Source organism: Ruegeria sp. BE1 (assembly GCF_056538885.1).
Genome location: NZ_JBQFTY010000001.1, coordinates 890,510 through 917,389, shown reverse-complemented (window position 1 = coordinate 917,389; position 26,880 = coordinate 890,510). Strand labels below are relative to the sequence as shown.

Genomic DNA, 26,880 nt, shown 5'->3' with positions numbered 1-26,880 from the left:
TCAGCCAGGAATGCCTTCGGTCGCCATTGTCTTGTTCTTATAACGTTTATCCGCCGTCACATCCGCACCAAACCACGCGGGCGGCGTATAGCTGCGGGCTTCATCTTCGGTCTCGAACTCGACCTCGACCAGACGCAACGGGGCCAGATCCCCGGTGAAAACATCCAGCTCAAACACCCGGCCATCCGGCAACTCACCTGTGTAGCGTTCCTTCTCAACCCGTCGGCCTTCGGTTTCGGGCCAGAAGGTTTCGAACTGCTGCGATGAAATCTCGGCCTCACGCTCAACCCGGACCAACGCACCGCTGCCTTTCAGGGTCAGAAAATACCGGTCGTTCTTTTGACGCAGCCGCAGTTCGGTCGAATCCTCGGCGGCCGTCAGATAGCCCTGACGCACCACAGCTTTTTCCGCAGTACTGAGGTCCGGCATCTCTGCGACCAGGAATTTACGTTCAATTTCGGCACTCATTTCCCTGAACTCACTCCGTTTTCCAATTCTTTGAACAGGTTTTCATAAGCCGTACTCGCCGCGCTGCGCCCGGCATAAAGGCTTACCGGCGCGCGGTTTTGACCCATACGTTCAATATCGGCGGCAAAAGGTATTTCGGACGCAAGGAAGCGTTTCTTATAGAGCTTGCGCATCTGCTCCATCGTATCCAGATGCAGGGTTTTGCGCCGCTGCACCATCGAAAAGAACGCGCGCAGCTTTTTCTTTGGCAGGTTTTTCGCCTCAAAAAAGCTGACCAGTTGATCGAATGTGCGCTCTGAAAGGGTCGTCGGGATCACCGGGACCAATATCTGATCGGCGGCTTTGAAGATATTCTCGGACAGGGTCGAGAAATTCGGCGGGCAATCCAGAAGGACGATGTCGTAATCACTGCCCGCCGTGACCAGAGCCTTTTTCAGCCTTGAGCGTTTGTTTCGCATCCGCGACAGGAACACGTCGAAATCGCGAAAGGTCAGGTTTGCGGGCAGCACGTCCAGCCCTTCGAAGTCACTGGCACGGATCGATTTGGTGAACCGCGCGACATCCTCAAAGAACCGCGCATCTGTCAGTTTTTTCGAAGGTTTCACCCGAAAGTAAAAGCCCGACGCCCCCTGCGGATCAAGATCGCACAGCAGCACCTTGTACCCCGCCTGCGCATAGGCATAGGCGAGGTTCACCGAGGTCGCGGTTTTGCCCACGCCGCCCTTGTTACTGTAACACGCTATGATCTTCACGCCTCAGTCCTCCTTGTGGTGAAACAGGGTTCGGAACAGGTTTTGGATGTCCGGGCTGTCGAAATGCCTGAAATTTGCGATGACGCGGGCGCGCTCGGCCTTTTGGCGCTGATCAAGGACGGCGATCAGCCCGCCAACAGACATGGCAAACTGCGCATCTGCCCGCCCTTGAGTGTTGCTTTGCCCGTCAAGAAATTGCAACAGCGCGACTTGTTGGACGGAATAGTCGTTGAACAGGCCAAGGTTATCCTGAAGCTTTTTCAATGGCTTGATGAGCGTCTTGAAATCGCTTTTGTCAAAAAGCGGGCCAAAGAACTCCATCAGATAGCGCAGCTTTTTGCAATCGATCCGTAGCGCGTGCACCGCATCGTCCGGCGTGTCAGGCGTGATACGCCGCGCCTGTTTGCACACCTTGCGGTACCGCTTCCAAATCAGCGCGCAAGCATAGTCATAGGCTGCGCGGTCTGCATTTGGCCCCGGCTGAAGGTTCTTTGCGTCCGAAAACTGGGCCGAGAGTTCCTGCATCTGCCGATCATAAGTTGCACTGCGAAACCGGCGGGACAAGGTGGCCAAAACCTGCGCGCGCTCTTGGGCAAACTGCGCAAACATAGCCTCGGCGCCCGTGTGAAGATTAGACGGTATAAGATTGAAATAATTATCTTTCTCCAAAAGATAGACATCCAGATCCCGCAACCGCCCTGTGGGGGCCATAAGGTCAGAGAAAACCCGCTTTAACGCGATGGTCTGATCGGAAGAGAACACACCCTTGAACAAGCTCAGCACTGATCGGACACGCCGCAACGCGACGCGATAGTCATGCAGAAATTCCGTGTCGATGTCGGCGATCACGCCAGCCTCATTCTGGCGGGCGACGGAGATGAATGTGCGGATAATGTCTACCGCCACCTCGACCGAGGGTTCCCGCGTGCCCAGCTGAACCTCGGGCTTGGAGGTATAGGGAACGGCCTCGGGGAACAGGTGTTGAACTACTGCCTTAATATCTGCGGCCTTCGTTACCAATTTATCGCAAACGGCCTCATGGGCGCGGTCATATCCACGCATGGCCCGCACCTGCAACAGCGTCGCCTGCCCTTCGTCGGTTTTCAGAACGACCATGTCACCGCGCACTTGCGTTTTTTGCAGCTCATCCAACACGGCGAAACGGGTGGTTGTCATTGCGCCCGACCCGATGCTCATCAACGCGCGCAACTTGGGAAAACCTTTCAACGCCGCGCGCACTGGCCCGTCTGGCAAATCCTGAACGAACCGTCCTTTGCCAGAGCAGGCCTGCGAAAGCGCATCATCGTCAAACAAATGCAGCGCCCCGCCGACCTGAACCAGCATCCGGCCATCAGCGCGCAAATCCTGATCATGGCTGTCCAACAGGTCAAAGCTTTGCGCTGGCCCGGGTGCGTCAGCCTCTACCGACAGACCATTCAAATCATTCGATAATCCGCTAAAATTAATCGGGCCGAGCACGGCAACGAACCCCGCCATCACAACCGGGCCTTTCGCGGCGCATGAACATGGCCCTTCACCAGTGTCTTGGCGGCTTTCTGAACCTCGGACATTGGCATCCTCGTGACAGCTTAACATCATGAAATCGAACGGCCTGTTATCTGGCAAGTCCGATCTCAAAATGACCCTACGTCATGTCGACAGGAACGCAATGCCCCGTTAGAACGTGCCCATGCCTGATCCCGTCTCTTCCATCCGCAACCTCGGCCCCGCGTTCGAGCAAGCCTGCGCGCGGGCAGGTATCCACTCGGCCCAGCACCTGCGCGAAATGGGGGCAGATGCAGCCTATGCCAAATTACTGCGAAACGGGTCGCGCCCACATTTCATTGGCTATTACGTGCTGGTGATGGGGTTGCAGGGACGCCCGTGGAACGACTGCAAAGGTGATGAGAAAAAGGCCCTGCGCGCGCGGTTTGACGCCATCAAAGCCAGTGCAACCACAGCACCCGAGACCCAGATGATTGCGGATTTGGATGCAATTGGAGTTAGGATCTCGGCCACAGACCTCAAACTCGCATAAAAAAGCCGCCCCCGTTAAAGGGAGCGGCCTGTCAGTCAAAGCTGAAACCGGCTTAGCCGACCAGTTCGATGCCCGAGAAGAAATAGGCGATCTCAACTGCTGCGGTTTCCGGTGCGTCGGAACCGTGGACCGAGTTTTCGCCAACCGATTCAGCGAACTCGGCGCGGATGGTGCCGGCGGCGGCGTCTGCGGGATTGGTTGCGCCCATGACTTCGCGGTTCTTGGCAATGGCGCCTTCGCCTTCCAGAACCTGCACAACGACCGGAGCCGACGACATGAATTCGCACAGTTCGTCATAGAACGGACGCTCGGCATGGACTTCGTAGAACTTGCCGGCTTGTTCTTTGGTCATGTGGATGCGCTTTTGCGCGACGATGCGCAGGCCGGCGTCTTCGAACTTGGCGTTGATCTTGCCAGTCAGGTTGCGGCGGGTTGCATCGGGTTTGATGATCGAGAATGTGCGTTCCAGTGCCATGTCGGCCTCTCCTTACAATGTGGCGCTTGGTGTGCGCCGAAATCCATCGCGCGCCGCGTAACACGGTATGCGGCGCAAGAAAAGCACTATGATGGCCTCAGTTTCAGATCGTGTCCGGCAACGGGTCGATACGATCCAGCCTGCGCACATAAAGAATGGCCAGAAGGCCCGCGAAACTGCTGGCGCTCATCATACCCAGCACAAGGAACGGGGCGTTTTCGGGGCTGACAAATGTGCCCGTCACAGTCGTCAGGATCGCCCCCAATGCAACGACCATTGCGCCGGACAGACCCGCCGCGCTGCCCGCCAGCTTGGGCCGTACCGACATCACCCCGGCCGAGGCGTTGGCGTTGGTCAACCCATTCCCGAAGCCCACGCAAATGGCCGAGCCGAAAAACACCCAGACCGATCCCATCCCTGCCAAAAACAGCAACAACCCGATGAAGGGCCCGGTTGAGGCCACGATGCGCCCTGTCAGGATCATCGTCGTCAGCCGGGTGCGTTTGGCGATGCGCCCGGTGATGAAGTTCCCCACCATGAAGCCACCCGTGATGATGCCGATCCCAAGGCCCAGCATGGCCGGGCTCAGATCGAACCATGCAGCGGCAACAAGCGGCGCGCCGGTGATAAAGCTGTAGAACCCGCCGATCGAGAACGCAGCACACAGCGCATAGCCCCAGAACCGGCGGGCGCGAAACAGATGCGGGTATTCGCGCAGCTGCGCGGCGAAGGTGGCGGATCGGTTGGTATTGGTCTCTCCCATATCCAGCCAGAGGAGCATGAACATCCCTGCCCCGAACACCGAATACAGGACGAACCCCGCCCGCCAGCCAAACAGCATGTCCAGCGCACCGCCCAGCATCGGACCCAGCATAGGCGCCAACGCCATCGCCATCGCCACATAGCCCAGCTTGCTGGCAGCCTCATTCGGCGCGAACTGGTCACGGATCGAGGCGCTGGACAACACCGGTCCTGCCACCACCGCCGCCTGCAACATGCGGAACCCCAGAAAGACCCAGATCGACTCGGCCAGAACGCAGCCCAGTGAGGCGATCGCAAAGACACCCATCCCGATCAGTAAAATGGGCCTGCGTCCGAACCGGTCTGACAAGGGGCCAAGGATCAGTTGCAGGCAGGCCGAAATCGCCAGATACCCGGCCAGCGAAAAGTTCACCAAGGCATAATCGACCTGAAAATCCTCGGCCATCCGCGCCAGTGACGGCAGGAACATGTTCAGCGACAGCACCGACAGGGCCGTCGCGCAGATCAGTGTCACCAGGGATGGGGGCGTCCGGGCCGCGCGCATGGGGCAAATAACCGTCTGAAATCCAACCGGACCAGCGCTAACACATCCGCCGCGCATTGAACATGCCAAGCGGCTGGCGGCGGCATCACGGCTCTGCTAAGAGCGGCGCATGTTACGGATCGAAGACATCAATTACGCCGTCGAAGGTCGCCCTTTGTTCGACGGGGCCAGTGCAACCATTCCCGATGGGCACAAGGTCGGGCTTGTGGGCCGCAATGGCACCGGCAAGACCACCCTGTTTCGCCTGATCCGGGGGGAACTGGCACTGGAATCGGGCAATATCGTGCTGCCCAAACGCGCGCGGATCGGTGGCGTGGCGCAAGAGGTGCCCTCGTCCGATGTCTCGCTGATCAACACGGTTCTGGCCGCCGATATCGAACGTAGTACCCTAATGGCCGAGGCAGAAAGCGCCCAAGACCCCACGCGCATTGCCGAGATCCAGACCCGTCTGGCCGATATCGACGCCTGGTCAGCCGAGGCGCGCGCGGCCTCGATCCTCAAAGGGCTGGGGTTCGATGATGAGGATCGGCTGAAACCCTGTTCCGATTTCTCGGGCGGGTGGCGGATGCGCGTGGCGCTGGCGGCGGTGCTGTTTTCGCAGCCCGATCTGCTGTTGCTGGACGAACCAACCAACTATCTGGACCTTGAAGGCGCGCTGTGGCTGGAAAGCTATCTGGCCAAGTACCCTCATACGGTCATCATCATCAGCCACGACCGCGGGCTGCTTAACCGCGCGGTGGGATCGATCCTGCATCTGGAAGACCGCAAGCTGACCTATTACGCGGTGCCTTACGACAAATTCGCCGAACGCCGCGCCGAACGTATTGCGCAGGCAGAATCGGAAAACGCAAAGGCCAAGGCGCGCATCGCCCATCTGCAAAGCTTTGTCGACCAGTTCCGCGCTAAGGCCACCAAGGCTGTGCAGGCCCAGTCGCGCCTGAAGATGATCGAGCGCATCCAGTTGGTCTCGACCCCGCAAGAGGCTGCCCTGCGTGCGTTTTCCTTCCCTAAACCCGAGGAACTGTCGCCCCCGATCATCCATATTGAGGGCGGTATCACGGGCTATGGCGACACCGAAGTGCTGCGCCGCCTGAACCTGCGCATCGATCAGGATGACCGCATCGCCCTGCTGGGTAAAAACGGTCAGGGCAAATCGACCCTTTCAAAGCTGCTGTCCGACCGTCTGCCCCTGATGGCGGGCAAGATGACCCGCAGCTCCAAGCTGCGCATCGGCTATTTTGCGCAGCATCAGGTGGATGAGCTGTATGTGGACGAAACACCGCTGGATCACCTCCGCCGCCTGCGCCCGGATGAGGCGCCGGGTAAGTGGCGATCCCGTCTGGCCGGGTTCGGCCTGAACGCGGATCAGGCGGAAACGCGGGTCGGGCGCCTGTCGGGCGGTCAGAAAGCACGCCTGTCGCTGCTGCTGGCCACCATCGACGCGCCGCATATGCTGATTCTGGATGAGCCGACCAACCACCTGGACATCGAAAGCCGCGAGGCGCTGGTCGAAGCGCTGACCGCTTATTCGGGCGCGGTTGTGCTGGTCAGCCACGACATGCACCTGCTGTCACTGGTCGCGGACCGGCTGTGGTTGGTCTCGGATGGAACGGTCAAGGCGTTCGAGGGCGATCTGGAAGCCTACCGCGCCCTGCTGTTGGCCCGTGACAAGCCGGTCAAAGAAAAGCCCGCGGCGGCCAAGCCCAAACGCCCATCCCGCGATACGCTTCTGGCTCTGCGCGCCGATCTGCGCAAATGCGAGGACCGGATCGAAAAGCTGACCGATATGCACGACAAGCTTTCGGCCAAGCTGGCGGACCCGGCGCTTTACGAGGATGACAAGATCAACGATCTGGAAGCATGGAACCGCAAATTTGCCGAGGTGGTCGAAGCCATGCAAAAGGCCGAAACCCTGTGGGTCGCCGCCGCCGAACGCCTTGAACAAGCCGAGACGACCACATGATGGATTTTGCCTTTTTCATCACTGCCTTCACCACCCTGTTCGTGGTCATCGATCCGTTTGGCACCACGCCGATTTTCGTGGCGCTGACGCAGGACATGGATGCCAGAACCCGGCGCAAAACCGCGATCCGCAGTTGTCTGACGGCTGTTGGCATCCTGATTGCCTTTGCCGCCTTTGGCGAGGCGCTTTTGGGGTTCGTCGGTATCTCAATGGCCGCCTTCCGCGTTGCCGGTGGGGCGCTGCTGTTTCTGACCGCGCTGGACATGCTGTTTGACCGCCGCACCAAACGGCGCGAGGACCGCGCCGAGGAAGAGGAACACCCCGACCCTTCCGTGTTCCCTCTGGCCATTCCGCTGATCGCGGGCCCGGGATCGATTGCAACGATCATTCTGCTGGCAGGGCAACATCCTGGTGTTCTGGGCATTGTCGAGGCCTGTCTGGTCATGCTGGCGGTCATGGCGGTGGTTCTGACCTTTTTCCTGTCAGGCGGTCTGATTGCGCGCATTCTGGGCAAAACCGGTCTGAACGTATTGACCCGCCTGCTGGGAATGTTGCTGGCGGCCTTGTCGGTTCAATTCATTCTGGATGGCCTCAAGGCCTTTGGATTTGCCTCCTGACCCCCCATATATCCAACAGGTAAGTGTTTAGGAAAACGGTATGGACGGCGACAACATCGGGCGTTTGGTATATCTGGTTGTGCTTGGGACGGCCGTGGTGTTCTGGTTCGTGTCGCAAAACCGTCAGTCGCTGAATAAAACCCTGCAACAAGCCATGGCCTGGGTGTTTATCTTTGTCGGCGTCATTGCGGTTGTCGGACTGTGGGAAGACATCCGCTCGACCGTAGGCCCTGCCCCGCAGATGACCGTGACCGGAGAAGCGATCGAGGTTCCGCGCGCCAGCGATGGCCATTATTACCTACCCGTGATCGTGAACGGAGAGCCGATCAACTTCCTTGTCGATACCGGTGCCAGCCAGATTGTCCTCAGCGATCAGGACGCCCGGCGTATCGGTATTGACCCCGATCAGCTGAACTATTTCGGCCGCGCCTTTACCGCGAACGGAGAGGTGCGCACTGCACCCGTCCGGCTGGACAGTCTTGAACTGGGGCCGATCACTGATCACGGTGTCTCGGCCTGGGTGAATGAGGGCGATCTGCGCCAGTCCCTGCTGGGTATGGATTACCTGCACCGGTTTTCGAATATTCAGTTCACTAATGGTCGTATGATCCTGTCGCGGTGACAGTATTCCATTATTGAGAACAAAGTAAGAACATGCTAATCTGACGGCATGTCCATCCACCTGACTGACCGCAAGCCAACGCATAAGGCGCAGGGGCTGGCGCTACACCCTCAGATCACCCTGCAAACGGGCCGCGTGCACGAAGCCTGCGGCCCGGCCCGGCGCAGCTTTGCGATGTGGCTGGTCGGTCAGGCACAGGGCCCGGTGCTGTGGATTTCCCCCGCGTGGGAGCCGGGCCAGCTGAACCCCGATGGTATGATGCCCTTTGCCGATCCCGCCCGGTTCATCTTTGTTCGCCCCACCCGCGCCGAAGATATTCTATGGTGTCTGGAAGAAGCCCTGCGCAGCGGGGCGATCCCGTTGATCATCGGCGACCTGCCGGGCGCACCGGGGCTGACACCCGTGCGGCGCATGCATCTGGCCGCCGAACAGGGCGGCACACTGGGGCGAGCACCGCTGGGTCTGCTGCTGACGCCCGGCGATGGTGGCGCACAGGGAATTGAGACGCGCTGGCACATGGCCGCTGATCATGCCGGAGAGGCCCGCCGCTGGCGTTTGACCCGCCGCCGTGCCCGCGCCCTGCCCCCGGTCACATGGCAGGCCACCCAGACCAAAGCGCGCGCTGGTCTGAACCTGACACAGATCGGGGCTGACGATGTAATGGCGTGACACCTCACGCGGTTCACAAAACTTGTGACTGGCAAAACCCCCGCCCCCGCCCTAGCGTTCCGGGATGACCCACGCGATCCACGATAGCCGCTATTCCTGGCTGCGCCTGCTGATCACTCTGGCAATTGCCATGGTGGCGAATGTGGGAATGTGGGCGGTTATCGTGGTGATGCCCGCCATCGAGACACAGTTCGATGCCGGTCGGGCCGAAGCCTCGCTGCCTTATGTCCTTTCGATGATCGGCTTTGCGCTGGGAAACATGTGGCTGGGCCAGCTGGTCGACCGCATGGGCGTGACCAAAGCACTGATCGGTGCTGCCATTCTAAGCGCCATCAGCTATCTGCTGGCGACGCTGGCCCCAAACATGCTGCTGTTGTCGCTGGCGCATCTGTTGCTGGGGTTGGGCACTTCGATCGGGTTCGGGCCGCTGATCGCCGATATCTCGCACTGGTTCATGAAACGGCGCGGCATTGCCGTCGCTCTGGTGGCCAGCGGCAATTATCTGTCGGGCGCTATCTGGCCCACCATGCTGTCCGGCATTCTGGCCCGAGACGGGTGGGAGCAGGTGTATCTGACGCTTGCCCTGATGACCCTGATCGTGGTGATCCCCCTGTCCCTGCTGCTGCGCCGTCAGGTGCCGGTCGAAGCGCACCGGACCGCCGCCGCCAATGCCCAGCTCAACGCGCGCAGCGTCGGCATATCACCCCGCGCCCTGCAATATATTCTGGGTATGGCCGGGATCGGCTGCTGCGTGGCGATGTCGATGCCCCAAGTTCATATCGTGTCCTATTGTGTCGGGCTGGGCTATGGCCCTGCCGTGGGGGCCGAGATGCTGTCTCTGATGCTGCTGGGCGGTGTGGTCAGCCGCGTCATCTCAGGCGTGGTTGCGGATAAGCTGGGCGGGCTGATGACCCTGCTGATCGGCTCGGTCCTGCAATGTATCGCCCTGTTCCTGTTCCTGCCCTATGACGGCATGGTTTCGCTTTATATCATCAGTCTGATGTTCGGTCTGGCTCAGGGTGGCATCGTTCCCAGCTATGCTTTGGTGGTCCGCGAATACATGCCCCCGCAAGAGGCCGGAGCGCGGGTCGGCTTTGTGATGATGATGACAATCATGGGCATGGCACTGGGCGGATGGATGTCCGGCTGGATTTACGACGTCACCGGAAATTACCAACTGGCCTTTATCAACGGCATTCTCTGGAACGGGATCAATATCGCCATTCTGCTGATGCTGCTCCACCGCTCACGGCCCCGCAGGCAAGAGGTTCTCGCATGATACACCCGACACGACGCACATTGCTTGCCATTCTGACCGGGCTTGCCCTGACCGGGCCTGCATTTGCCGCCCCCGACGCCTATGAGCTTGTCCCGGATGAGACATCGGTCGATTTCACCTTTGACCTGTCAGGCATATCGCAATCAGGCACCATGCCGATCGAGTCCGCCGAGATCGAGATCGACCTGAACGACTTGCTCAACAGCCGCGTGGACGTCGTTCTGAACGTGGCCAAAGCCCGCACAAAACTGCCCTTTGCGCGCAAACCTATGCTTAGCGAAAGCGTGCTGGACGCCAAGGAGTTTCCAGTGATCCAATTCGTTTCGACCGACGTGCAGCTTGGCGAAAGCGGGCGCATCTCGGGCGGGGCCACGATAAGGGGTGAGCTGACGGTGCGCGGCGTCACCCGACCGATTGTCCTAAGGGCCGCCCTGCACCGCCCCCCCGGCAGCGCCGCCGACAATCTCGACGATCTGTCCATTCGCCTGACCGGCGCGTTGAACCGTCATGATTTCGGGGCATCCGGCTATCCCGATCTGGTGCAGGACACCGTGGGGCTGGACATCCGGGCCGAAATCAAACGCGCGGAATAGGTCAAAAACGACGCCGACAGGTCGATAAGCCGCGCGCATTTCACCCCGAAAGCCACAAGCTGGTGTCACTATGCGCACGATCATTTCCTTTGCAGCCTTGTTTCTGTCGGTCATTCTCTTGCAGCTGTCGACCGGAGGCGTTGGGCCTCTGGATGCCATATCGGGGCTGACGCTGGACTTTTCGACCGAGCAGATCGGTCTGCTGGGTTCTGCGCATTTCATCGGGTTCTTTGTCGGATGCTGGTGGGCCCCGCGTCTGATGGGCAGTGTCGGCCATTCCCGCGCCTTTGCCGTGTGCACGGCCTTGGGCGCGATGGGTCTGCTGGGCCATACCCTGACCGAGAACCCGAATATCTGGGCCATCCTGCGGATCGCATCGGGCACCTGTGTGGCCGGGTGTTATACGGTGATCGAAGCATGGCTGAACGCCAAGGTCACAAACGAGTCGCGCGGTCGTGTCATGGGTAGCTACCGCATCGCCGATCTGGGTGCGTCGCTCTGCGCGCAGTTAATCATCGCGGTGCTGCCGCCTGCCTCTTACGTATCATACAACCTGCTGGCAATTTTGTGCTGTGCCTCGCTGCTGCCCCTGGCCCTGACGCGGGCCAGCCAACCCAAGACACCCGAGGCACCGCGCCTGCGGCCCAGACTGGCCTGGGCCAATTCGCCCCTGGCCGTGGCCGGGGTGATTGTGTCGGCGCTCAGCTCAGCCTCGTTTCGCATGGTCGGCCCGGTCTATGGGCAAGAGGTGGGCCTGGGCGTGGATCAGATCGCCTTTTTCCTGGCGTCTTTCGTTCTCGGCGGCGCGCTGGCGCAATATCCGCTGGGATGGCTGGCCGACAAATATGACCGGCGGTGGGTGCTGATCTGGCTGTCAGCCGCCGCCGTGCTCAGCTGCGGCATCACCATGGCGGCCAGCGGCTCGGGCACCTTGGGCGTCATGCTGGCGGCCGGATTCTTTGGGCTGACCACTTTCCCGATCTTCTCGGTCTCATCTGCCCACGCCAATGACTTTGCCACCACCGAACAGCGGGTTGAGCTGTCGGCCGCACTGATGTTCTGGTACGCGCTGGGGGCGATTGCATCGCCCTATATTTCATCCACGCTGATCCAGCAGTTTGGGCCGGGCGCGCTGTTCGCCTTTGTCGCAGTCGGCCATCTGGGGCTTATCCTGTTCGGCCTTGCCCGAATGCGCTCGCGCCCGACACCGGATGCGCGTACGAATTATGTCTATGCGCCGCGCACGTCCTTTACCATCGGGCGCTTGCTGAAACGGTCGCGCGAAGAATAAAGGGCCGGGAAATCCCGGCCCTTTCTTTTGTTACTGGATCGGAGGGGTCTCATCCTCTGCCCCCTCGGCGGGGTCCTGCGTTTGCTCCAGCGCCCCGTTCACCACGCCGCCGACGCCGTTCTCCATCGACAGGCCCAGTTCTTCACCCAGCTTCTTGAGCGCGGGCATCTGCACCGCCATACCCATGATCGAATCCAGCGCCTGGTTGACCACAGGTTTGTCGCTGTTGGCCGCACCGCCCGAGGCACCGGCCCCGATACCGCCCACCTGATGGATTTTGATCGAGTCGATCTTTTCCGCAGGTTTGACCATTTCCGAGATGATCGAGGGCATGGTTTCAATCCGCGCCAGATCGACCTTCATTCGGATTTGCGCCGCGGACAGAGCGTTATCGGCCTCGACAATCGCGCGCTTACCTTCCGCTTCGGCCAGCATGTCGTTCTTCTTGGCCTCGGCGCGAATGTTCAGCGCATCCGCTTCGGCCTGCGCCTCTTCACGGCGGGCTTCGGCGCGGTCGGCGGCGGCCTCTTTCTCGGCCTGTGCGGCCAGACGGATGGCGGTGGCCTGACGTTCCGCCTCGCGGGTGGCTTCGATCAGGGCGATCTGCTTCTGACGCTCGGCCTCGGCCACTTCGCGGGCGGTTGCCACGGCTTCGCTCGCCTTGGTCGCTTCGGCACGGGCCAGATCCGCGGATGCACGCGCGCGGCTTTCCTCTTCGGATTTCTGCGCGATGATGATCTGGCGTTCCTGTTCGGCCACTTCGATCTCACGCTCTTTGGCGATCTCGGCGTCACGGATTTTGCGCTCACGCTCAATATCTGCCGAACGGATGGCCTCCTCACGGGCGATCCGGGCGCGCTCGGTCTCACGCACCGAGTCTTCGGTCCGGGCCGCGATCTCGGCCTCTTGCGCGACACGCATGGTTTCGACTTTTTGCGCCTGTTCGATCCGCGCCTGCGCCTCATCCTGTTCGATCAGCAGCTTTTGACGCTCTGCCTCCATCGCGGCACGGCGCACTTCGACCTCGGCCTCGGCATCGATCTGCGCGCGTTCTTTCTTCGAGGTTGCAATCACCTCGGCCAGCTTGCGCATACCCACGGCGTTAAACGCGTTGTTTTCATCCAGCGCTTCGAAGGGCGTCTGGTCCAGCGCGGTCAGCGAGACGGATTCCAGCGACAGACCGTTTTTCAGCAGGTCTTCGGACACGGCATTCTGCACCTCTTGCACAAAGTCGGCGCGGTTTTCATGCAGCCCGTCCATGGTCATTTGGGCCGCCACGGCGCGCAGACCGTCGATCAGCTTACCTTCGATCATCTCGCGCAATTGCTCGACATCAAAGGTGCGGTCGCCCAGCGTTTGCGCGGCACGTGCGATCCCCTCTTCGGTCGCCATGACCGAGACGTAGAATTCAACGCCCACATCCACGCGCATGCGGTCTTTGGTGATCAACGCAGCTTCACCGCTACGCTGTACCTCAAGGCGCAGGGTCTTCATATTTACGGGGCTGACCTCATGCAGCAACGGCACGATGATAACACCGCCATCCATGATGACTTTCTTGCCGCCCGCGCCGGTTTTCACCAGACTGATCTCACGGGTCGCGCGGCGGTAGAGACGGCCCAGCACAAGGCCAATGAACACAAGAGTACGGCCAGAATGGTCACAATTGTGACGGCCAGGAATGGAAGTTCCATGCAAAATCCTCCGAGTTGGGGTTTGAAATTTGGTTAGTCTGACAAGCCGACCAGAACGAACCGGTCGCGCCGTCTGTCGCGCAGAACAAGGACTTCTGTGCCCTGCTCCAGCGTCTCGTTATCCTGCAGCGGCTCGGCGCGCAGGTAATGGGTGTTGCCAAAGCGATCCATGACGCGCACCTCGGCGGGACGCCCGCGTGAGGCGGTGCCCTGCGTGATCACGCCACGACGTCGGGCCAGCATCCGTTCCGACATAGCCTCGGTCTCGGTCTTGGGCAGAAGGCGGGCAAAGACACCGCCAAAACCGCGCGCGAACCACAGACCGAATGCGCCCGCCGGGATTGCAGCGATCCAGGACGGCAGGTCGAAGCCCAGCAGATCGCGCAGCGCCAGTTGCAGGCCCATACCCGACAGGCCGAACCCCGCCAGCAGAACTGCCAGCCAGATCATGAAGGGCATTTTGCCGATCCCCAGCCACGCCAGCGGCCCCGAGGGCGCGCCACCGGGAACGTCTGCCTCAACCTCGGCCAGCTCATAGTCGCCCAGATCAATATCGGCATCGATATCCAAATCCAGATCGGCCACGTCCAGATCGGGGGCGTCCATATCCAGATCGACCTCGCCCTCACCCGCCAGCAGGCTGCCACCGATGACCAGCGCCACCAGTTCAAGCGCCAGCAGGCCGAACAGCAGCGCAAGCGCAAAGGTAAAGGGCGCAAACGCACCCTCAAGCAAAAAGTCAAACATCAGCAGGTTGCCCTCGTTTATTGTATACTTTTGTATACCCAATAGATGGGTACCCATCGCGCAAATTCAAGAGGTTGTGATTCCACTATACAACTTATGGGTATTGTGCCTTGCCAGTCGGGCGCAATTCGAAACCCTGTGCACCTTGCGTTTTCACCGCCTCTGCGTGTCGAAAATGACATCTGGGCGAAAGCCGGGGTTTTTCTGGCCCGCGACTTCGGGTAGACGGGCGCGCAGACAGATACGTGGACACGCAAAATGGCTCGGATACTCATTACCTCGGCGATCCCCTACATCAACGGGATCAAACACCTCGGCAACCTGATCGGCTCGCAATTGCCCGCCGATCTGTATGCGCGTTATCAGCGTGGCCGGGGGAATGAGGTCATGTTCCTGTGCGCCACCGATGAACACGGCACCCCGGCAGAACTGGCCGCCGCGAAGGCAGGCAAGCCGGTGGCCGAATATTGTGCTGACATGTATGCGGTTCAGGCAGACATCGCGCAGCGCTTTGGCCTGAGTTTCGATCACTTTGGCCGATCTTCCAGCGCGCAGAACCGCAAGCTAACCCAGCATTTCGCGGGCAAGCTGGATGAGGCCGGTTTGATCCGGGAAGTCAGCGAAAAGCAGGTCTATTCCAACGCCGATGGCCGGTTCCTGCCGGACCGGTATATTGAGGGCACCTGCCCCAATTGCGGCTATGACCGCGCCCGTGGCGATCAGTGCGAAAACTGCACCAAGCAACTGGACCCGACCGACCTGATCGAGCCGCGCAGCGCGATCAGCGGCTCGACCGACCTTGAGGTACGCGAGACCAAGCACCTGTACCTGCGCCAGTCCGCGATGAAAGATCAGTTGGACGCGTGGATCGACAGCAAGACCGACTGGCCGATCCTGACCACCTCGATTGCGAAAAAATGGCTTCATGACGGCGACGGCCTGCAGGATCGCGGCATCACCCGTGATCTCGACTGGGGTGTGCCGGTCAAAAAAGGCGATCAGGACTGGCCGGGGATGGAGGGCAAGGTCTTCTACGTCTGGTTCGACGCCCCTATCGAATACATTGCCTGTTCCAAGGAATGGGCGGATGCGAACGGCAAGGCTGACGCCGACTGGGAACGCTGGTGGCGCACGGATAAGGGGGCCGATGACGTGCGCTATGTGCAATTCATGGGCAAGGACAACGTGCCCTTCCATACGCTGTCCTTCCCGGCCACCATTCTGGGATCGGGCGAGCCGTGGAAACTGGTCGACCACCTGAAATCCTTCAACTACCTGAACTATGATGGCGGCCAGTTCTCGACCAGCCAGGGCCGCGGCGTCTTCATGGATCAGGCGCTGGACATCCTGCCTGCCGACTACTGGCGCTGGTGGTTGCTGAGCCATGCGCCCGAAAGCAGCGACAGCGAGTTCACATGGGAGAACTTCCAGCAATCGGTGAACAAGGACCTCGCCGACGTGTTGGGCAACTTTGTCAGCCGGATCACCAAGTTCTGCCGCTCGAAATTCGGTGAGACGGTACCCGAAGGAACGATTTCAGCCGATGAAGGCGATCTGATCACCGAACTGTCGGGCCGTATTCACGCCTATTACGGGCATATGGAGGCAATGGAGGTTCGCAAGTCCGCTCAGGAGTTGCGTGCTATCTGGGCGGCAGGCAATGAGTATTTGCAACGGGTTGCGCCGTGGACGACCTTCAAGACCGACCCCAGCACCGCTGCGGCTCAGGTCGCTGTGGGTCTGAACCTGATCCGCTTGTTTGCCGTGCTGAGCAGCCCGTTCATCCCCAGCAGCGCGGCTGCGATGCTGAAGGCGATGAACGTCACAAATGCGGATTGGCCCGATCCCGATAACATCCCGGCCGTGTTGGAGGCCCTGCCCGCCGGTCATGCGTTCACCGTACCTGACGTTCTGTTCGCCAAAATCACCGACGAACAGCGTGAGGATTGGCAGACCCGCTTTGCCGGAACGCGCGACTGAGACCGCGACATTCGCAACGGAAAGAACGGGGGCACACGCGGCCCCCGTTTTTGTTTCGGGGCGCCATGCCCCTGTACCCGAGCGTGAGGGGCTCTGCGTAAGTCAGCCTGCCGCCTTCAAAAAATCCACACCTGCCCCGATGCCGGACACATTCATGACGCTTGAGATATGAGCGCAAAAAAGTCATCCTGAGACAAAATCCATACGACTCGTCCGGATATCCTGTCGATCCGGGCAGATATCCTGTCTTTTTTAACGAGGCCCTTGCCATGTCCCCTGCATCGAAGAAACCGAGACTCCGCCTGTTCCGGCCCGCCCTTGCCGCCGTGGCCTGCGTGGGTATGGCACATGCGGCCTGGGCGCAGGATCAAAGTGACGCGCCGCCGCCTAAGGTTTCGATTGCAGCGGCCTATACACAAGAGATCACCGAAGAAGCCACATTCATTGGCCGGGCCGAGGCGATCGACAAGGTAGACATCGTTGCCCGCGTCAACGGGTTTCTGGAAACGCAGGACGTGACCGAAGGCTCGCTTGTGAACAAGGATGATCTTTTGTTCACCATCGAACCCGATCTGTATCAGGCCACGCTGGACGCGCGCAAAGCCGATCTGGACCGCGCCAATGCCAACCTGGAACTGGCCAAGGTGGAACTGGCGCGTAAACAAGAGCTTTTCTTGCGCGACGCGACCCCGGAATCCGAACGAGACATCGCGCGCGCCAACGAACTAGTGGCCGAGGCCGAGGTCAAAGCCGCGCAAGCCGCGATCCAGCAGGCCGAACTGGACCTGAGCTATACCGAAATTCACGCCCCCTTTGCAGGCCGGATCGGGCGGATCACGACCAGCGTTGGCGATGTGGTCGGGCCAAACAATCCGGCGCTTGTAAATCTGGTCAGCGAAGCGCCGATCTATGTGAATTTCTCACTGAACGAAAAGCAGTTCACCTCGGTGCTTGAGCAATATGGTGAGACTGCGGCCTCGCTGGCTGACAGCACCCAAAGCCCGAACGTGCACCTGACATTGCCCAACGGCACCGATCTGGATGAGACCGGCCAGATCGTCTTTGTGGACAACCGGATTGACCCTCTGACCGGCGCGATCACCATTCGGGCCCAGTTTGACAACACCAACCGTCTGATCGTGGACGGCGCATTCCTGAACGTCCAGATTGAGGCATTGGAACCCACGCTTGAGGTTCTGATCCCGCAGGCCGCGCTGCAACGGGACCAGCGGGGTGAGTTTGTTCTGGTCGTGAACGACCAGCAGATGGTCGAGCAGCGCTATATCACCACCGGCGACAATGTTGAGACGGCGGTCATCGTCAACGATGGCCTGCGCGAGGGCGAAAGCGTCATCGTCGAAGGTCTGCAAAGGGTCCGCCCCGGCGTGGCTGTCGATGCCGTCGTGGCGTCTGAGCAGCCGGGAGAGTAACCGATGTTCTCAGCCCTGTTCATCAGCCGGCCCAAGCTGGCGCTTGTTATTTCGCTGGTCCTGACCATTCTGGGCGGGATCGGCTATCTGGTTCTGCCGGTCGCGCAGTTTCCCGACATCACCCCGCCGGTGGTCAGTGTCACGACCACCTATACAGGTGCGAATGCGGAAACCGTGGAAAACACCGTTGCCGCGCCTATTGAGGCGCAGGTGAACGGTGTGGACGATATGATCTATATGACGTCCACCTCTTCCGATAACGGCTCTTATTCGCTGAACGTGACGTTCGAGGTAGGCACCGACCCTGATATTGCATCGGTTAACGTGCAGAACCGTGTGGCGCAGGCCATGTCTTCGCTACCGGCCGAGGTGACGTCTTCGGGCGTGGTCACGCAGAAGGCATCGACCAACATGCTGCTTCTGGTCACGCTGACCTCGCCCAACGGCACGTATGACAGCGTGTTCCTGTCAAACTATGCGTCGATCAACCTCAAAGACGCGCTGGCGCGGGTTCAGGGTGTTGGTAAGGCGGACGTTCTGACCAATCTGGAATACGCCATGCGGATCTGGATGGACCCGGATCAGATGGCGGCACTGTCTATCACGCCGGGTGACGTAATCAACGCCATCCGCGAGCAGAATGCCGAGGTGTCGGCAGGTTCGATCGGTGCGCCACCCGTGCCCGAGGGGCAGACCTTTCAGTATACGATCAAGACCAAGGGCCGTTTGACTTCCCCCGAAGAATTTGGCGAAATCGTCATTCGCACAGGCGACGCAGGGTCCATCGTTCGGGTAAAGGATGTCGCGCGGGTCGAACTTGGGGCCCAGTTCTACGCGGCGTCCGGCTATTTCGACAGCGTGCCTGCTACGGTGATCGGCATCTATCAGGCCCCCGGCGCAAACGCGCTGGCCGTGTCCGAACGGGTCGAGGCCGAGCTGGAACGCCTCTCGCGCACCTTCCCTACAGATGTTGAATTTGACGTTCCGTTCAACACCACCGACTTTGTCGAACAATCGCTGAACGACGTGGTCTCGACCCTGATCCTGACCTTTATTCTGGTGATCTCGGTCGTGTTCGTTTTCCTGGGCAGCTGGCGCGCGACGATCATTCCCGCCGTGGCCATCCCGGTCTCACTGATCGGGACATTTGCCTTTCTTCTGGCCTTTGGCATGTCGCTGAACACGATCTCGCTGTTTGCGCTAGTGCTGGCCATCGGGATCGTGGTGGATGACGCCATTGTGGTGGTTGAAAACGTCGAACGGATCATCGCGGATGAGGGGTTGCCCCCCGCCGAGGCGACCCGCAAGGCCATGGGTCAGATCACCGGCCCGGTGATTGCCACCACGCTGGTTCTTCTGGCTGTGTTTGTGCCCGTGACCTTCATGCCCGGCATCTCGGGGCGGCTTTATTCGCAATTCGCGGTGACGATCTCGACCGCTGTTGTGATCTCGTCGATCAACGCGCTGACCCTGTCCCCCGCCCTGTGCGGATTGGTTCTGCGGGCCCGGTCCGGTCCGCCCAAGGGTATATTGGCGGTGTTCGAAAAGTTCATCGGCACCATTCGCGGCGGCTATGTGGCAATTGTGCGAAAACTACTGATCCTGCCGGTCGTGGGGCTGGGCATTATCGCCGCCTTTGCCATGGGCACCGGTACGATCATGTCCAACACCTCCAGCGGGTTCCTGCCGCTTGAGGATAACGGATACCTCTTTGTCGACATCCAGCTGCCCGACGCGGCAACGCTGGAACGCACCGAAATCGTCTCGGCCCGCGTGGATGAACAGGTTCAGCAAATCCCCGGCGTTTCCAGCACCGTTCTGATCAACGGGTTTTCGATCCTGAACGGCACCACGACCAATGGCGCGGCGATCTTTGTGAACCTTGAAAACTGGGATGAGCGTCAGGACGATGACCTGAGCGCGAATGCCATTCTGCAAAAGGTTCTGGCGATTGCGAATGGGGAATCCGCGGCCTCGATCGTGGCGTTCAACCCTCCGCCGATTCAGGGCCTTGGCAACTCGGCCGGGGTTGAGATGGAGGTGCAGCAAACCGGTGGTGGCACACCGCAGGATCTGGCGTCAGCCGTGGGGTCCTTCGTCTATGCGGCGAACCAGCGACCCGAGATCGGTCAGGCCTATACCACCTTCCGCGCAAACGTCCCGCAATTGTTCGTCGATCTGGACCGTGAAAAGGCCAAGACACTGCAGGTCTCGGTGGCTGAAGTGTTCCAGACCATGCAGGCGCAACTGGGGTCGTACTATGTGAATGACTTCAACCTGTTCGGACGGGTTTATCGCGTGATGATCCAAGCGGATGGCAGCTATCGCGACAATGTTGAGGATATCTCGAACCTCTATGTCCGCTCGGAACAGGGTGAGATGGTGCCGCTGGGCACGCTGATCGATGTGGAAAACGTCTTGGGCCCGGTCCTGCTGAAACGCCACAACCTGTTCCGTTCAGCCACGGTCACAGCGGTGCCGGCACCGGGGCTATCGACCGGCGATGCGATCAGCGTGATGACCGAGGAATCGGCCACCGCCCTGCCCCCCGGATACGCCTTTGAGTGGACCGGGACCGCGCAGCAGCAGCTGGCCTCGGGCAGTCTGGTGATCATCATTCTGGGGCTGGCGATCCTGTTCGGCTATCTGTTCCTTGTGGGGCAATATGAAAGCTGGTCGATGCCTGTGTCGATCCTGCTGTCGGTGATCGTCGCCCTGTTCGGTGCCGTGGCTGCGGTGGCCATCGTGGGCAGTGACATCAACCTCTATACGCAGATCGGGATGATCATGCTGGTGGGTCTGGCCTCAAAGAACGGCATCCTCATCGTCGAGTTCGCGATGGAGCAGCGGGCCAAGGGCCTGTCGATCAAGGATGCCGCGGCCGAGGCCGCCTATCAGCGGTTCCGCGCCGTGATGATGACCGCCCTGTCCTTCCTGCTGGGCGTTGTGCCGCTGCTGGCGGCCAGCGGTGCGGGGGCGGCCAGCCAAAAGGCCATCGGCGTTGCCGTGTTCGGCGGTATGCTGGCGGCCACTTTGGTCGGCGTCATTCTGGTGCCCGTGCTCTACGCCCTGATGCAGAGCCTCAGGGAATGGCTCAAAGGGTCCAAGAACGATCCCGGCCCTGCCAAGGAAGCGGCCTGATCCAACAAAAAGCCCCGCCAGAACGGCGGGGCTTTTTCTAACCAACGGCCTGCGCGCGACGCTGTTCCATCACCTCTTGTATCCGGGCAATCTGGTCCCCGGACAGGCGCAGGCCCAGCTTGTTGCGCCGCCACACCACATCTTCGGCGCTGCGGGCATATTCCTTATCCATCAACCAGTTGAGTTCCCGTTCGGTCAGCGTGGCTCCGAAATCCTCTCCCATATCGGCGGCTGAGGTCGCATCGCCAAGGATCACCCGCGCCTCGGTCCCGTAGGCGCGCACAAGGCGTTCCGCCCACGCCCGATCCAGAAACGCGAAATCCGCCTCAAGCCCGCTCACCAGCGCCTGTACGCCATCCACCGGGAAATCCCCACCGGGCAAGGCAACCCCTGCGGTCCAAGGGCCGGGCAGGTTCGGGAAGTGTTCGCCCACTTTCTCAAGCGCGCTTTCGGCCAGACGTCGATAGGTGGTGATCTTGCCGCCAAAGACGTTCAGCACCGGCGCCCCGCCCTGCGCGTCGACCTTCAGCGTATAATCCCGCGTTGCCGCCGTCGCGCTACTGGCCCCGTCATCATAAAGCGGCCGCACACCGGAATAGGTCCAGACGACATCGTCTCGGGTCACCGGCGTTTCGAAATACTTGCTGGCGAAGGCACAGAGATAATCCTGCTCTGCCTCGGTGCAGATCGGGGGTTCGGCAGGATCGGGATGGTCCTGATCTGTCGTACCGATCAGCGTAAAGTCACGCTCATAGGGAATGGCAAAGATGATGCGGCCATCCTCGCCCTGAAAGAAATAGCATTTGTCATGGTCGAACAGCTTGCGGGTCACGATATGGCTGCCTCGGACCAACCGGACGCCCTCGCGCGAGTTCACGTGGATTTTGGTCTGGATGATGTCCCCGACCCATGGCCCACCGGCGTTGATCAGCATCTTGGCCATGATCACGCGCACCTCATCCGTGTCGCGATCCTGAACGGTGATTTCCCACAGCTCGTCCACGCGTCTGGCCGCAATAACTTGTGTGCGTACCATGATGTCCGCGCCGCGCGCCTCAGCATCGCGGGCGTTCAGGACAACAAGGCGCGAGTCTTCAATCCAGCAATCCGAATACTCATAGGCCGTTTCGAACTTGTCCTGCAGCGGCCGCCCCTCGGGCGCTGTCTTCAGGTTCAGGGATGCCGTCCCGGGCAGGACCTTGCGCCCACCCAGATTGTCATACATGAACAGCCCCAACCGGATCAGCCAGGCCGGGCGGCGGCCCTTCATCCACGGCATCACCGTGCTCAGCAGCCGTGAGGTCGGCGTGTCGGAGTCAAACCGCATATCCTTGTGGTAGGGCAACACAAACCGCATCGGCCAGCTGATATGCGGCATCGCCCGCAACAAGGTTTCGCGTTCGATCAGCGCCTCGCGCACCAGACGGATTTCGAAATACTCAAGATACCGCAGCCCGCCGTGAAACAGCTTGGTCGAGGCCGAAGACGTCGCTGAGGCCAGATCATTCATCTCGGCCAATGCCACCGACAGCCCCCGCCCCGCCGCATCGCGCGCGATGCCGCAGCCATTGATGCCGCCACCGATGATGAAAAGATCGACGGCCTGATCCTGTGACTGTTCCATGACCGGCAAAGCCTCCGTTGTTGAAAATGCACGTGACAGCGCTGCGAACCCTCGTTTCGCGCGTACTGATGTTCGTTTATGTTCGTTTTATCACATATACAACCAAAAACCTGTCGAAAAACTCTGGTTTCCATTGAAATGTCGCCCGAAAAGAACAAAAACGAACAAACCCAAGCAGGAGCGTAGATTTGTCCCTATCTTTTCGCCAGTCCGACATTCTGAACATCGCCAAACAGGACGGCCGGGTGATGGTCGACGATCTGGCGGCGCGGTTTAACGTGACCGTTCAGACCATCCGGCGCGATCTGTCCGAACTGGCGGATATGGGCAAGCTGGACCGTGTGCACGGCGGCGCGGTTTTGCGATCCGGCGTGTCGAATATCGGGTACGAGGACCGCCGCGCCCTGAATGCCGACACCAAGACGCGCATCGCGCAAGCCTGCGCGCAGGATATCCCCGACGGTGCGTCGGTTTTCATGAATATCGGCACCTCGACCGAGGCCGTGGCCCGGCAGTTACTGGACCACAAGGACCTCATGGTCGTGACCAACAATATGAACGTGGCCAATATTCTGGTCGATAACGTCAATTGTCAGATCGTCGTGGCGGGCGGCGTGTTGCGCCGTTCAGATGGGGGGCTGATCGGGAACCTGACCATATCGACCATTGAGCAGTTCAAATTCGACTATGCCGTCATCGGGTGCTCGGCGCTGGATATGCAGGGCGACCTTCTGGATTTCGACTTTCAGGAGGTCCGGGTCAGCCAAACCATCATCGCGCAGGCACGACGGACATGCCTTGTGGCGGATCACTCAAAATTCCAACGCTCGGCCCCGGCGCGGATCGCGTCGCTGTCGGATGTGGATGTGTTCTATACGGATCAACCCCTGCCCCAACCCTTGGCAACCAAATGTCAGCAATGGCGCACAAGGGTCGCTTTGAGCAGCTGAGGCCCCAACGCGGCAAAAGCCGCGCTGGGAACTTGGCGCTCTTGCTGTCGGACACTGCGCCCAACTACAAATTGATTGACGAACCGCACGGCAACCGCAAAGGATAGGGCAACCTTCCAAAAAAGGAGGCACGAGCGTGGGACTCATAGGACAGCCGCTTGGCTTTTACGACTATCTGACATTTGTAGCGCTGATTTTGCTGCTGGCAGCGGTGATGGCTCTGTTTCTGTTCATCATGGGATTGCCGGGGCGCATCGCGATCAAGCGCAATCACCCGCATGCCGAGGCCGTCAAAATCATGGGCTGGATGGGCTTTCTGGCCGTGGTGCCGTGGGTGCACGCCTTCATGTGGGCCTTTCATGATGGCGTCACCGTCGACATTCGCCGCAATCCCGACGATGAGAAAGACGCAATCCGAAAGGAAATCAAGCGCTTGGGCGGTACTGTGAATGAAGAATACCGTGATCCGCTTGACCCGGACGAGACGCAGAAAAGCTAAGGCCAAAGGAAATCCAAGACTATGTTTGTCGCCCTCGGCATTACGCTGTTCTACCTCATCTTTGTCTGGTTCATTTTCTTCAAAGCGAAATGGCTGAAATTCAACATCACCTGGGGCATCGTCTCGTTCTGGGTCGGTGCGCATCTTCTGCTGATTTTCCTCGTCGCGCTTCGGTTCTTCCAACCCTTCTCGGTCGACAGCCACGTGGTTCGTTCGACCATCCAGATCGTGCCGCGCCTGACACAGCCCACCATCCTGAAAGAGGTGCTGGTCGAACCCAATGTCGAGGTCAAGAAGGGCGACCCGCTGTATCGGTTTGACGACACGGTCTTTGCGCTTGAGGTTGAAGAGGCCACCGCGCAATTGGTGGCGGCCCAGCAGAACGCCAAGATCCTTGAGCAAGACGTGATCGCCGCGTCAGAGGCGGTTGAGCGCGCAAATGCGCAGCTGGCCTATGCCCTGACCCAGCAGGCCCGCTATGAGAACCTTGTGCCCGCAGGCGGCGCCCGCCAGGATGAGCTGGATCGCTGGAACGAACAGGTCACCGAAGACGAAGCGCTGGTGAAAGAGGCCGAAGCCAATCTTGAAAAGGCCGAACTGGCGCTGGATTCGCAGATTGACGGGGTGAACACGGGTATCCTTCAGGCGCAGGCGCAGCTTGGTAAGGCCGAGTATTTTCTGGAAAACACCACCATCTACGCCCCCGAGGACGGCATGATCGTGTCTCAACAGGCCCGTCCGGGTATGGTTGTGGGCGAGATACGACTGGGCGCGATTGCCAGCTTTGTCACCAAGGAAAACCCATATATTCTGGCCACGTACCGCCAGCAGAACCTGAAATTTGTCGAACCGGGCCAAGAGGTTGAGGTCGCGCTCGACCTGTATCCCGGCGAGATTCTGACCGGCAAGGTCGAGGCGATCTGGTGGGCCACTCGTCAGGGGCAATACCTGCCCTCAGGCCGCCTGCCCGGCTTTGAGTTGCCAAAACTGCCCGGACGCATCGCGGTGCAAATCTCGGTCGATGTGCCCGAGGGGCACACTTTTCCCGCCGGTGGGCATGCGGCGGTGGCAATCTATACCGGTCAGGGCCAAAGCTTTGAATTTCTGCGCCGCATCAATATCCGCCTCTATTCCTTTGCCAACTTCATCCGACCCCTGAATATCTGAGGACACATGACATGACCCGGGCCAGATTTTTACGCGGATTGACAGGCACCGTGGTCAGCGCAGCCCTGTTGATCGGATGCGCCCCGGTCGGGCCGGATTTCGTGCGCCCGAACTCTCCGGTCGTGAAGGAGTGGATTGAGGTCAACAACCCCAGCGCCGGGCCCAGCGGCCTGACTTCGCGCAGCGCGCCCGTGGTCAAATGGTGGGAGACGTTCAACGACCCCACCCTCAACAAGCTGGTCAATGAGGCCTATGCCCAGAACCTTGACCTGCAAGTCGCCGGGGCCCGTGTCCTGCAAGCCCGCGCGCAATTGGGCATCGCCTTCGGCGAGCTTTACCCCCAGTCGCAGGCGGTCGGTGCCTCGATCGAACGCCGTCAGGTCAGCGACAATCTGGGGCCGATTGCGGATGTCCGCGAGATCATACCGCTGGATACCGAGTTTTCGACCTCGCAAGTGGGTTTTGACGCCCAGTGGGAGCTGGACGTCTGGGGCCAGCAGCGGCGCGGTGTTCAGGCGGCGCGATCCAACCTTGCGCTGCAGGTCGCGAACTATGACGACGCGCTTGTGACCCTGACCGGGGATGTGGCTGCGCTGTATGTTAACATACGCGCCCTGCAAGAGGCGCTGGTCGTTGCCCGGGAAAACATCCAGCTGCAACAGGAATCCGCCGATCTGACACAGCTGCGGTTCGACAATGGCGTGACGACCGAGCTGGACGTGCAGGAATCCACCGCCCTGCTCAACAACACCAAAGCGCTGGTGCCGGGGTTGGAGAGCGATCTGCAACAGGCCAAGAACGCGCTGGCGGTTCTGCTGGGTACAACGCCATCGCGGATGACCAGCCTGCTGGGCAATTCCGGGCGTATCCCTTCGGCCCGCGCGAATGTGGCTGTGGGCGTCCCGGCCGAGCTGCTGCGCCGCCGCCCGGATGTACGCGCCGCAGAACTGGCCGCCGCCACGCAATCGGCTGAGGTTGGCATTGCAATGGCCGATCTCTATCCGCAATTTGTTCTGTCGGGGTCCATCGGCCTGCAGGCGTCGGGCGGGCGCGATTTGTTCTCGTCGGCAAGCTCAACGGGGTTGGCCAATGCCGGTGTCGTCTGGAATGTGCTGAATTACGGGCGCATCAAAAACAATGTGCGCGCGCAGGATGCGGCTTATCAGGCGCTGATCGCCAATTACCAGAACACCGTCCTGACCGCCTATTCCGAGGTCGAAAGCGCCATGGTCGCCTATGCACAATCGCGCAAACAGGTGGCGTTTTATGAAAACAGCGTCGCCGCCTCGCGCAAGGCGGCGGACATCGCGGTGGATCAGTATCGCGACGGCATCGCAGATTATTCCCGCATCCTGAACACGCAAACCGCGCTGCTGAATTCACAAGCGAACCTGATCGATGCGCGCCAGCAAGTCTCAAGCAATCTGGTTGCTGTCTACAAGGGGTTGGGTGGCGGCTGGCAAATCCGTCAGAACCGGGAATTCCTGCCTGATACGGTACTGGCCGAGATGGCCTATCGCACCGATTGGGGCGACCTGCTGCAACAGGACCCCACGCAGGCCAGCCTGAACTAAG

The 26,880-nt window shown here is 60.2% G+C and carries 22 protein-coding genes and 1 pseudogene; 15 read left to right on the top strand and 8 right to left on the bottom strand.

The window, feature by feature from the left end:
* Genes ACR0J5_RS04570 through ACR0J5_RS04560 form a run of 3 tightly spaced genes read right to left on the bottom strand, consistent with a single transcriptional unit; the run spans position 1 to position 2,660 of the window.
* On the bottom strand, positions 1–468 hold the full coding sequence (locus tag ACR0J5_RS04570) for a CYTH domain-containing protein (protein WP_480650844.1): 468 nt from the start codon (positions 466–468) through the stop codon (positions 1–3).
* A complete protein-coding gene (locus tag ACR0J5_RS04565) occupies positions 465–1,220 on the bottom strand; it encodes a ParA family protein (protein ID WP_480650842.1) in 756 nt (251 codons plus the stop codon). Before ACR0J5_RS04565 ends, ACR0J5_RS04570 begins: the two co-directional genes overlap by 4 nt.
* A gap of 3 nt (positions 1,221–1,223) precedes the next feature.
* Entirely contained in the window at positions 1,224–2,660 is a 1,437-nt protein-coding gene (locus tag ACR0J5_RS04560; RefSeq protein ID WP_480650840.1) for a CHAD domain-containing protein, read from the bottom strand.
* A 250-nt stretch (positions 2,661–2,910) separates the two neighbouring features.
* Between ACR0J5_RS04560 and ACR0J5_RS04555 the strand changes: the two genes are divergently transcribed.
* On the top strand, positions 2,911–3,258 hold the full coding sequence (locus tag ACR0J5_RS04555; RefSeq protein WP_480650838.1) for a TfoX/Sxy family protein: 348 nt from the start codon (positions 2,911–2,913) through the stop codon (positions 3,256–3,258).
* A 52-nt stretch (positions 3,259–3,310) separates the two neighbouring features.
* Here ACR0J5_RS04555 and ndk read toward each other — a convergent pair whose 3' ends face one another.
* Together ndk and ACR0J5_RS04545 are read right to left on the bottom strand one after the other, a co-directional pair.
* Positions 3,311–3,733, bottom strand: a complete 423-nt coding sequence (gene ndk / locus ACR0J5_RS04550; RefSeq protein ID WP_170352964.1) for a nucleoside-diphosphate kinase — start codon at positions 3,731–3,733, stop codon at positions 3,311–3,313.
* Positions 3,734–3,836: 103 nt separating this feature from the next.
* Positions 3,837–5,039, bottom strand: a complete 1,203-nt coding sequence (locus ACR0J5_RS04545) for a multidrug effflux MFS transporter (protein ID WP_480650835.1) — start codon at positions 5,037–5,039, stop codon at positions 3,837–3,839.
* Between the two features lie 109 nt (positions 5,040–5,148).
* On the opposite strand from ACR0J5_RS04545, the gene ACR0J5_RS04540 reads away from it, so the two are divergent.
* The 7 genes from ACR0J5_RS04540 to ACR0J5_RS04510 all read left to right on the top strand — a co-directional run bounded on the left by ACR0J5_RS04540 (position 5,149) and on the right by ACR0J5_RS04510 (position 12,073).
* A complete protein-coding gene (locus ACR0J5_RS04540) occupies positions 5,149–7,002 on the top strand; it encodes an ABC-F family ATP-binding cassette domain-containing protein (RefSeq protein WP_480650833.1) in 1,854 nt (617 codons plus the stop codon).
* Positions 6,999–7,619, top strand: a complete 621-nt coding sequence (locus ACR0J5_RS04535; RefSeq protein ID WP_480650831.1) for a MarC family protein — start codon at positions 6,999–7,001, stop codon at positions 7,617–7,619. Before ACR0J5_RS04540 ends, ACR0J5_RS04535 begins: the two co-directional genes overlap by 4 nt.
* Before the next feature lie 40 nt (positions 7,620–7,659).
* Complete coding sequence (locus ACR0J5_RS04530; RefSeq protein WP_480650829.1) at positions 7,660–8,241, top strand: retropepsin-like aspartic protease family protein; 582 nt, start codon at positions 7,660–7,662, stop codon at positions 8,239–8,241.
* Positions 8,242–8,289: 48 nt separating this feature from the next.
* Positions 8,290–8,910 carry an ImuA family protein gene (locus ACR0J5_RS04525; protein WP_480650827.1) on the top strand — a complete coding sequence of 207 codons (621 nt, stop codon included), beginning with the start codon at positions 8,290–8,292 and terminating at the stop codon, positions 8,908–8,910.
* A 64-nt stretch (positions 8,911–8,974) separates the two neighbouring features.
* Positions 8,975–10,189: an MFS transporter gene (locus ACR0J5_RS04520; protein ID WP_480650825.1), complete on the top strand. Its 1,215-nt coding sequence runs from the start codon at positions 8,975–8,977 to the stop codon at positions 10,187–10,189.
* Positions 10,186–10,782: a YceI family protein gene (locus ACR0J5_RS04515; protein ID WP_480650823.1), complete on the top strand. Its 597-nt coding sequence runs from the start codon at positions 10,186–10,188 to the stop codon at positions 10,780–10,782. The genes ACR0J5_RS04520 and ACR0J5_RS04515 overlap by 4 nt, the downstream gene beginning before the upstream one ends.
* 70 nt (positions 10,783–10,852) lie before the next feature.
* Positions 10,853–12,073 carry an MFS transporter gene (locus ACR0J5_RS04510; RefSeq protein ID WP_480650821.1) on the top strand — a complete coding sequence of 407 codons (1,221 nt, stop codon included), beginning with the start codon at positions 10,853–10,855 and terminating at the stop codon, positions 12,071–12,073.
* Between the two features lie 30 nt (positions 12,074–12,103).
* Here ACR0J5_RS04510 and ACR0J5_RS04505 read toward each other — a convergent pair.
* Positions 12,104–13,767, bottom strand: a pseudogene (locus tag ACR0J5_RS04505) (flotillin family protein).
* A gap of 33 nt (positions 13,768–13,800) precedes the next feature.
* Positions 13,801–14,514, bottom strand: coding sequence for an OB-fold-containig protein (locus tag ACR0J5_RS04500; protein WP_480650820.1), 714 nt, complete (start codon positions 14,512–14,514; stop codon positions 13,801–13,803).
* 258 nt (positions 14,515–14,772) lie between these two features.
* Between ACR0J5_RS04500 and metG the strand changes: the two genes are divergently transcribed.
* The 3 genes from metG to ACR0J5_RS04485 all read left to right on the top strand — a co-directional run bounded on the left by metG (position 14,773) and on the right by ACR0J5_RS04485 (position 21,065).
* Entirely contained in the window at positions 14,773–16,494 is a 1,722-nt protein-coding gene (gene metG, locus ACR0J5_RS04495; protein WP_480650818.1) for a methionine--tRNA ligase, read from the top strand.
* Between the two features lie 269 nt (positions 16,495–16,763).
* Entirely contained in the window at positions 16,764–17,924 is a 1,161-nt protein-coding gene (locus ACR0J5_RS04490) for an efflux RND transporter periplasmic adaptor subunit (protein ID WP_480650816.1), read from the top strand.
* A 3-nt stretch (positions 17,925–17,927) separates the two neighbouring features.
* Entirely contained in the window at positions 17,928–21,065 is a 3,138-nt protein-coding gene (locus ACR0J5_RS04485) for an efflux RND transporter permease subunit (protein ID WP_480650814.1), read from the top strand.
* Between the two features lie 37 nt (positions 21,066–21,102).
* Here ACR0J5_RS04485 and glpD read toward each other — a convergent pair whose 3' ends face one another.
* On the bottom strand, positions 21,103–22,689 hold the full coding sequence (glpD, locus tag ACR0J5_RS04480) for a glycerol-3-phosphate dehydrogenase (protein ID WP_480650812.1): 1,587 nt from the start codon (positions 22,687–22,689) through the stop codon (positions 21,103–21,105).
* Positions 22,690–22,877: 188 nt separating this feature from the next.
* Here glpD and ACR0J5_RS04475 point away from each other — a divergent pair, with 188 nt between their 5' ends.
* From ACR0J5_RS04475 to ACR0J5_RS04460, 4 genes are all read left to right on the top strand, one after another.
* Positions 22,878–23,639 (top strand): DeoR/GlpR family DNA-binding transcription regulator, encoded by a 762-nt coding sequence (locus tag ACR0J5_RS04475; protein ID WP_480650810.1) that lies wholly within the window; start codon positions 22,878–22,880, stop codon positions 23,637–23,639.
* 136 nt (positions 23,640–23,775) lie between these two features.
* Positions 23,776–24,138 (top strand): DUF3302 domain-containing protein, encoded by a 363-nt coding sequence (locus tag ACR0J5_RS04470; RefSeq protein WP_480650808.1) that lies wholly within the window; start codon positions 23,776–23,778, stop codon positions 24,136–24,138.
* A gap of 21 nt (positions 24,139–24,159) precedes the next feature.
* Entirely contained in the window at positions 24,160–25,305 is a 1,146-nt protein-coding gene (locus ACR0J5_RS04465; protein ID WP_480650807.1) for an HlyD family secretion protein, read from the top strand.
* 11 nt (positions 25,306–25,316) lie between these two features.
* On the top strand, positions 25,317–26,879 hold the full coding sequence (locus tag ACR0J5_RS04460) for an efflux transporter outer membrane subunit (protein ID WP_480650805.1): 1,563 nt from the start codon (positions 25,317–25,319) through the stop codon (positions 26,877–26,879).
* Position 26,880: the final 1 nt, after the last annotated feature.

Coding starts and splice junctions, on each gene's coding strand:
- ACR0J5_RS04515 (WP_480650823.1), top strand. CDS start 10,186: ATGATACACCCGACACGACGCACATTGCTTGCCATTCTGACCGGGCTT.
- ACR0J5_RS04510 (WP_480650821.1), top strand. CDS start 10,853: ATGCGCACGATCATTTCCTTTGCAGCCTTGTTTCTGTCGGTCATTCTC.
- metG (WP_480650818.1), top strand. CDS start 14,773: ATGGCTCGGATACTCATTACCTCGGCGATCCCCTACATCAACGGGATC.
- ndk (WP_170352964.1), bottom strand. CDS start 3,733: ATGGCACTGGAACGCACATTCTCGATCATCAAACCCGATGCAACCCGC.
- ACR0J5_RS04535 (WP_480650831.1), top strand. CDS start 6,999: ATGATGGATTTTGCCTTTTTCATCACTGCCTTCACCACCCTGTTCGTG.
- ACR0J5_RS04485 (WP_480650814.1), top strand. CDS start 17,928: ATGTTCTCAGCCCTGTTCATCAGCCGGCCCAAGCTGGCGCTTGTTATT.
- ACR0J5_RS04540 (WP_480650833.1), top strand. CDS start 5,149: ATGTTACGGATCGAAGACATCAATTACGCCGTCGAAGGTCGCCCTTTG.
- ACR0J5_RS04520 (WP_480650825.1), top strand. CDS start 8,975: ATGACCCACGCGATCCACGATAGCCGCTATTCCTGGCTGCGCCTGCTG.
- ACR0J5_RS04465 (WP_480650807.1), top strand. CDS start 24,160: ATGTTTGTCGCCCTCGGCATTACGCTGTTCTACCTCATCTTTGTCTGG.
- ACR0J5_RS04500 (WP_480650820.1), bottom strand. CDS start 14,514: ATGTTTGACTTTTTGCTTGAGGGTGCGTTTGCGCCCTTTACCTTTGCG.
- glpD (WP_480650812.1), bottom strand. CDS start 22,689: ATGGAACAGTCACAGGATCAGGCCGTCGATCTTTTCATCATCGGTGGC.
- ACR0J5_RS04570 (WP_480650844.1), bottom strand. CDS start 468: ATGAGTGCCGAAATTGAACGTAAATTCCTGGTCGCAGAGATGCCGGAC.
- ACR0J5_RS04545 (WP_480650835.1), bottom strand. CDS start 5,039: ATGCGCGCGGCCCGGACGCCCCCATCCCTGGTGACACTGATCTGCGCG.
- ACR0J5_RS04555 (WP_480650838.1), top strand. CDS start 2,911: ATGCCTGATCCCGTCTCTTCCATCCGCAACCTCGGCCCCGCGTTCGAG.
- ACR0J5_RS04525 (WP_480650827.1), top strand. CDS start 8,290: ATGTCCATCCACCTGACTGACCGCAAGCCAACGCATAAGGCGCAGGGG.
- ACR0J5_RS04530 (WP_480650829.1), top strand. CDS start 7,660: ATGGACGGCGACAACATCGGGCGTTTGGTATATCTGGTTGTGCTTGGG.
- ACR0J5_RS04460 (WP_480650805.1), top strand. CDS start 25,317: ATGACCCGGGCCAGATTTTTACGCGGATTGACAGGCACCGTGGTCAGC.
- ACR0J5_RS04490 (WP_480650816.1), top strand. CDS start 16,764: ATGTCCCCTGCATCGAAGAAACCGAGACTCCGCCTGTTCCGGCCCGCC.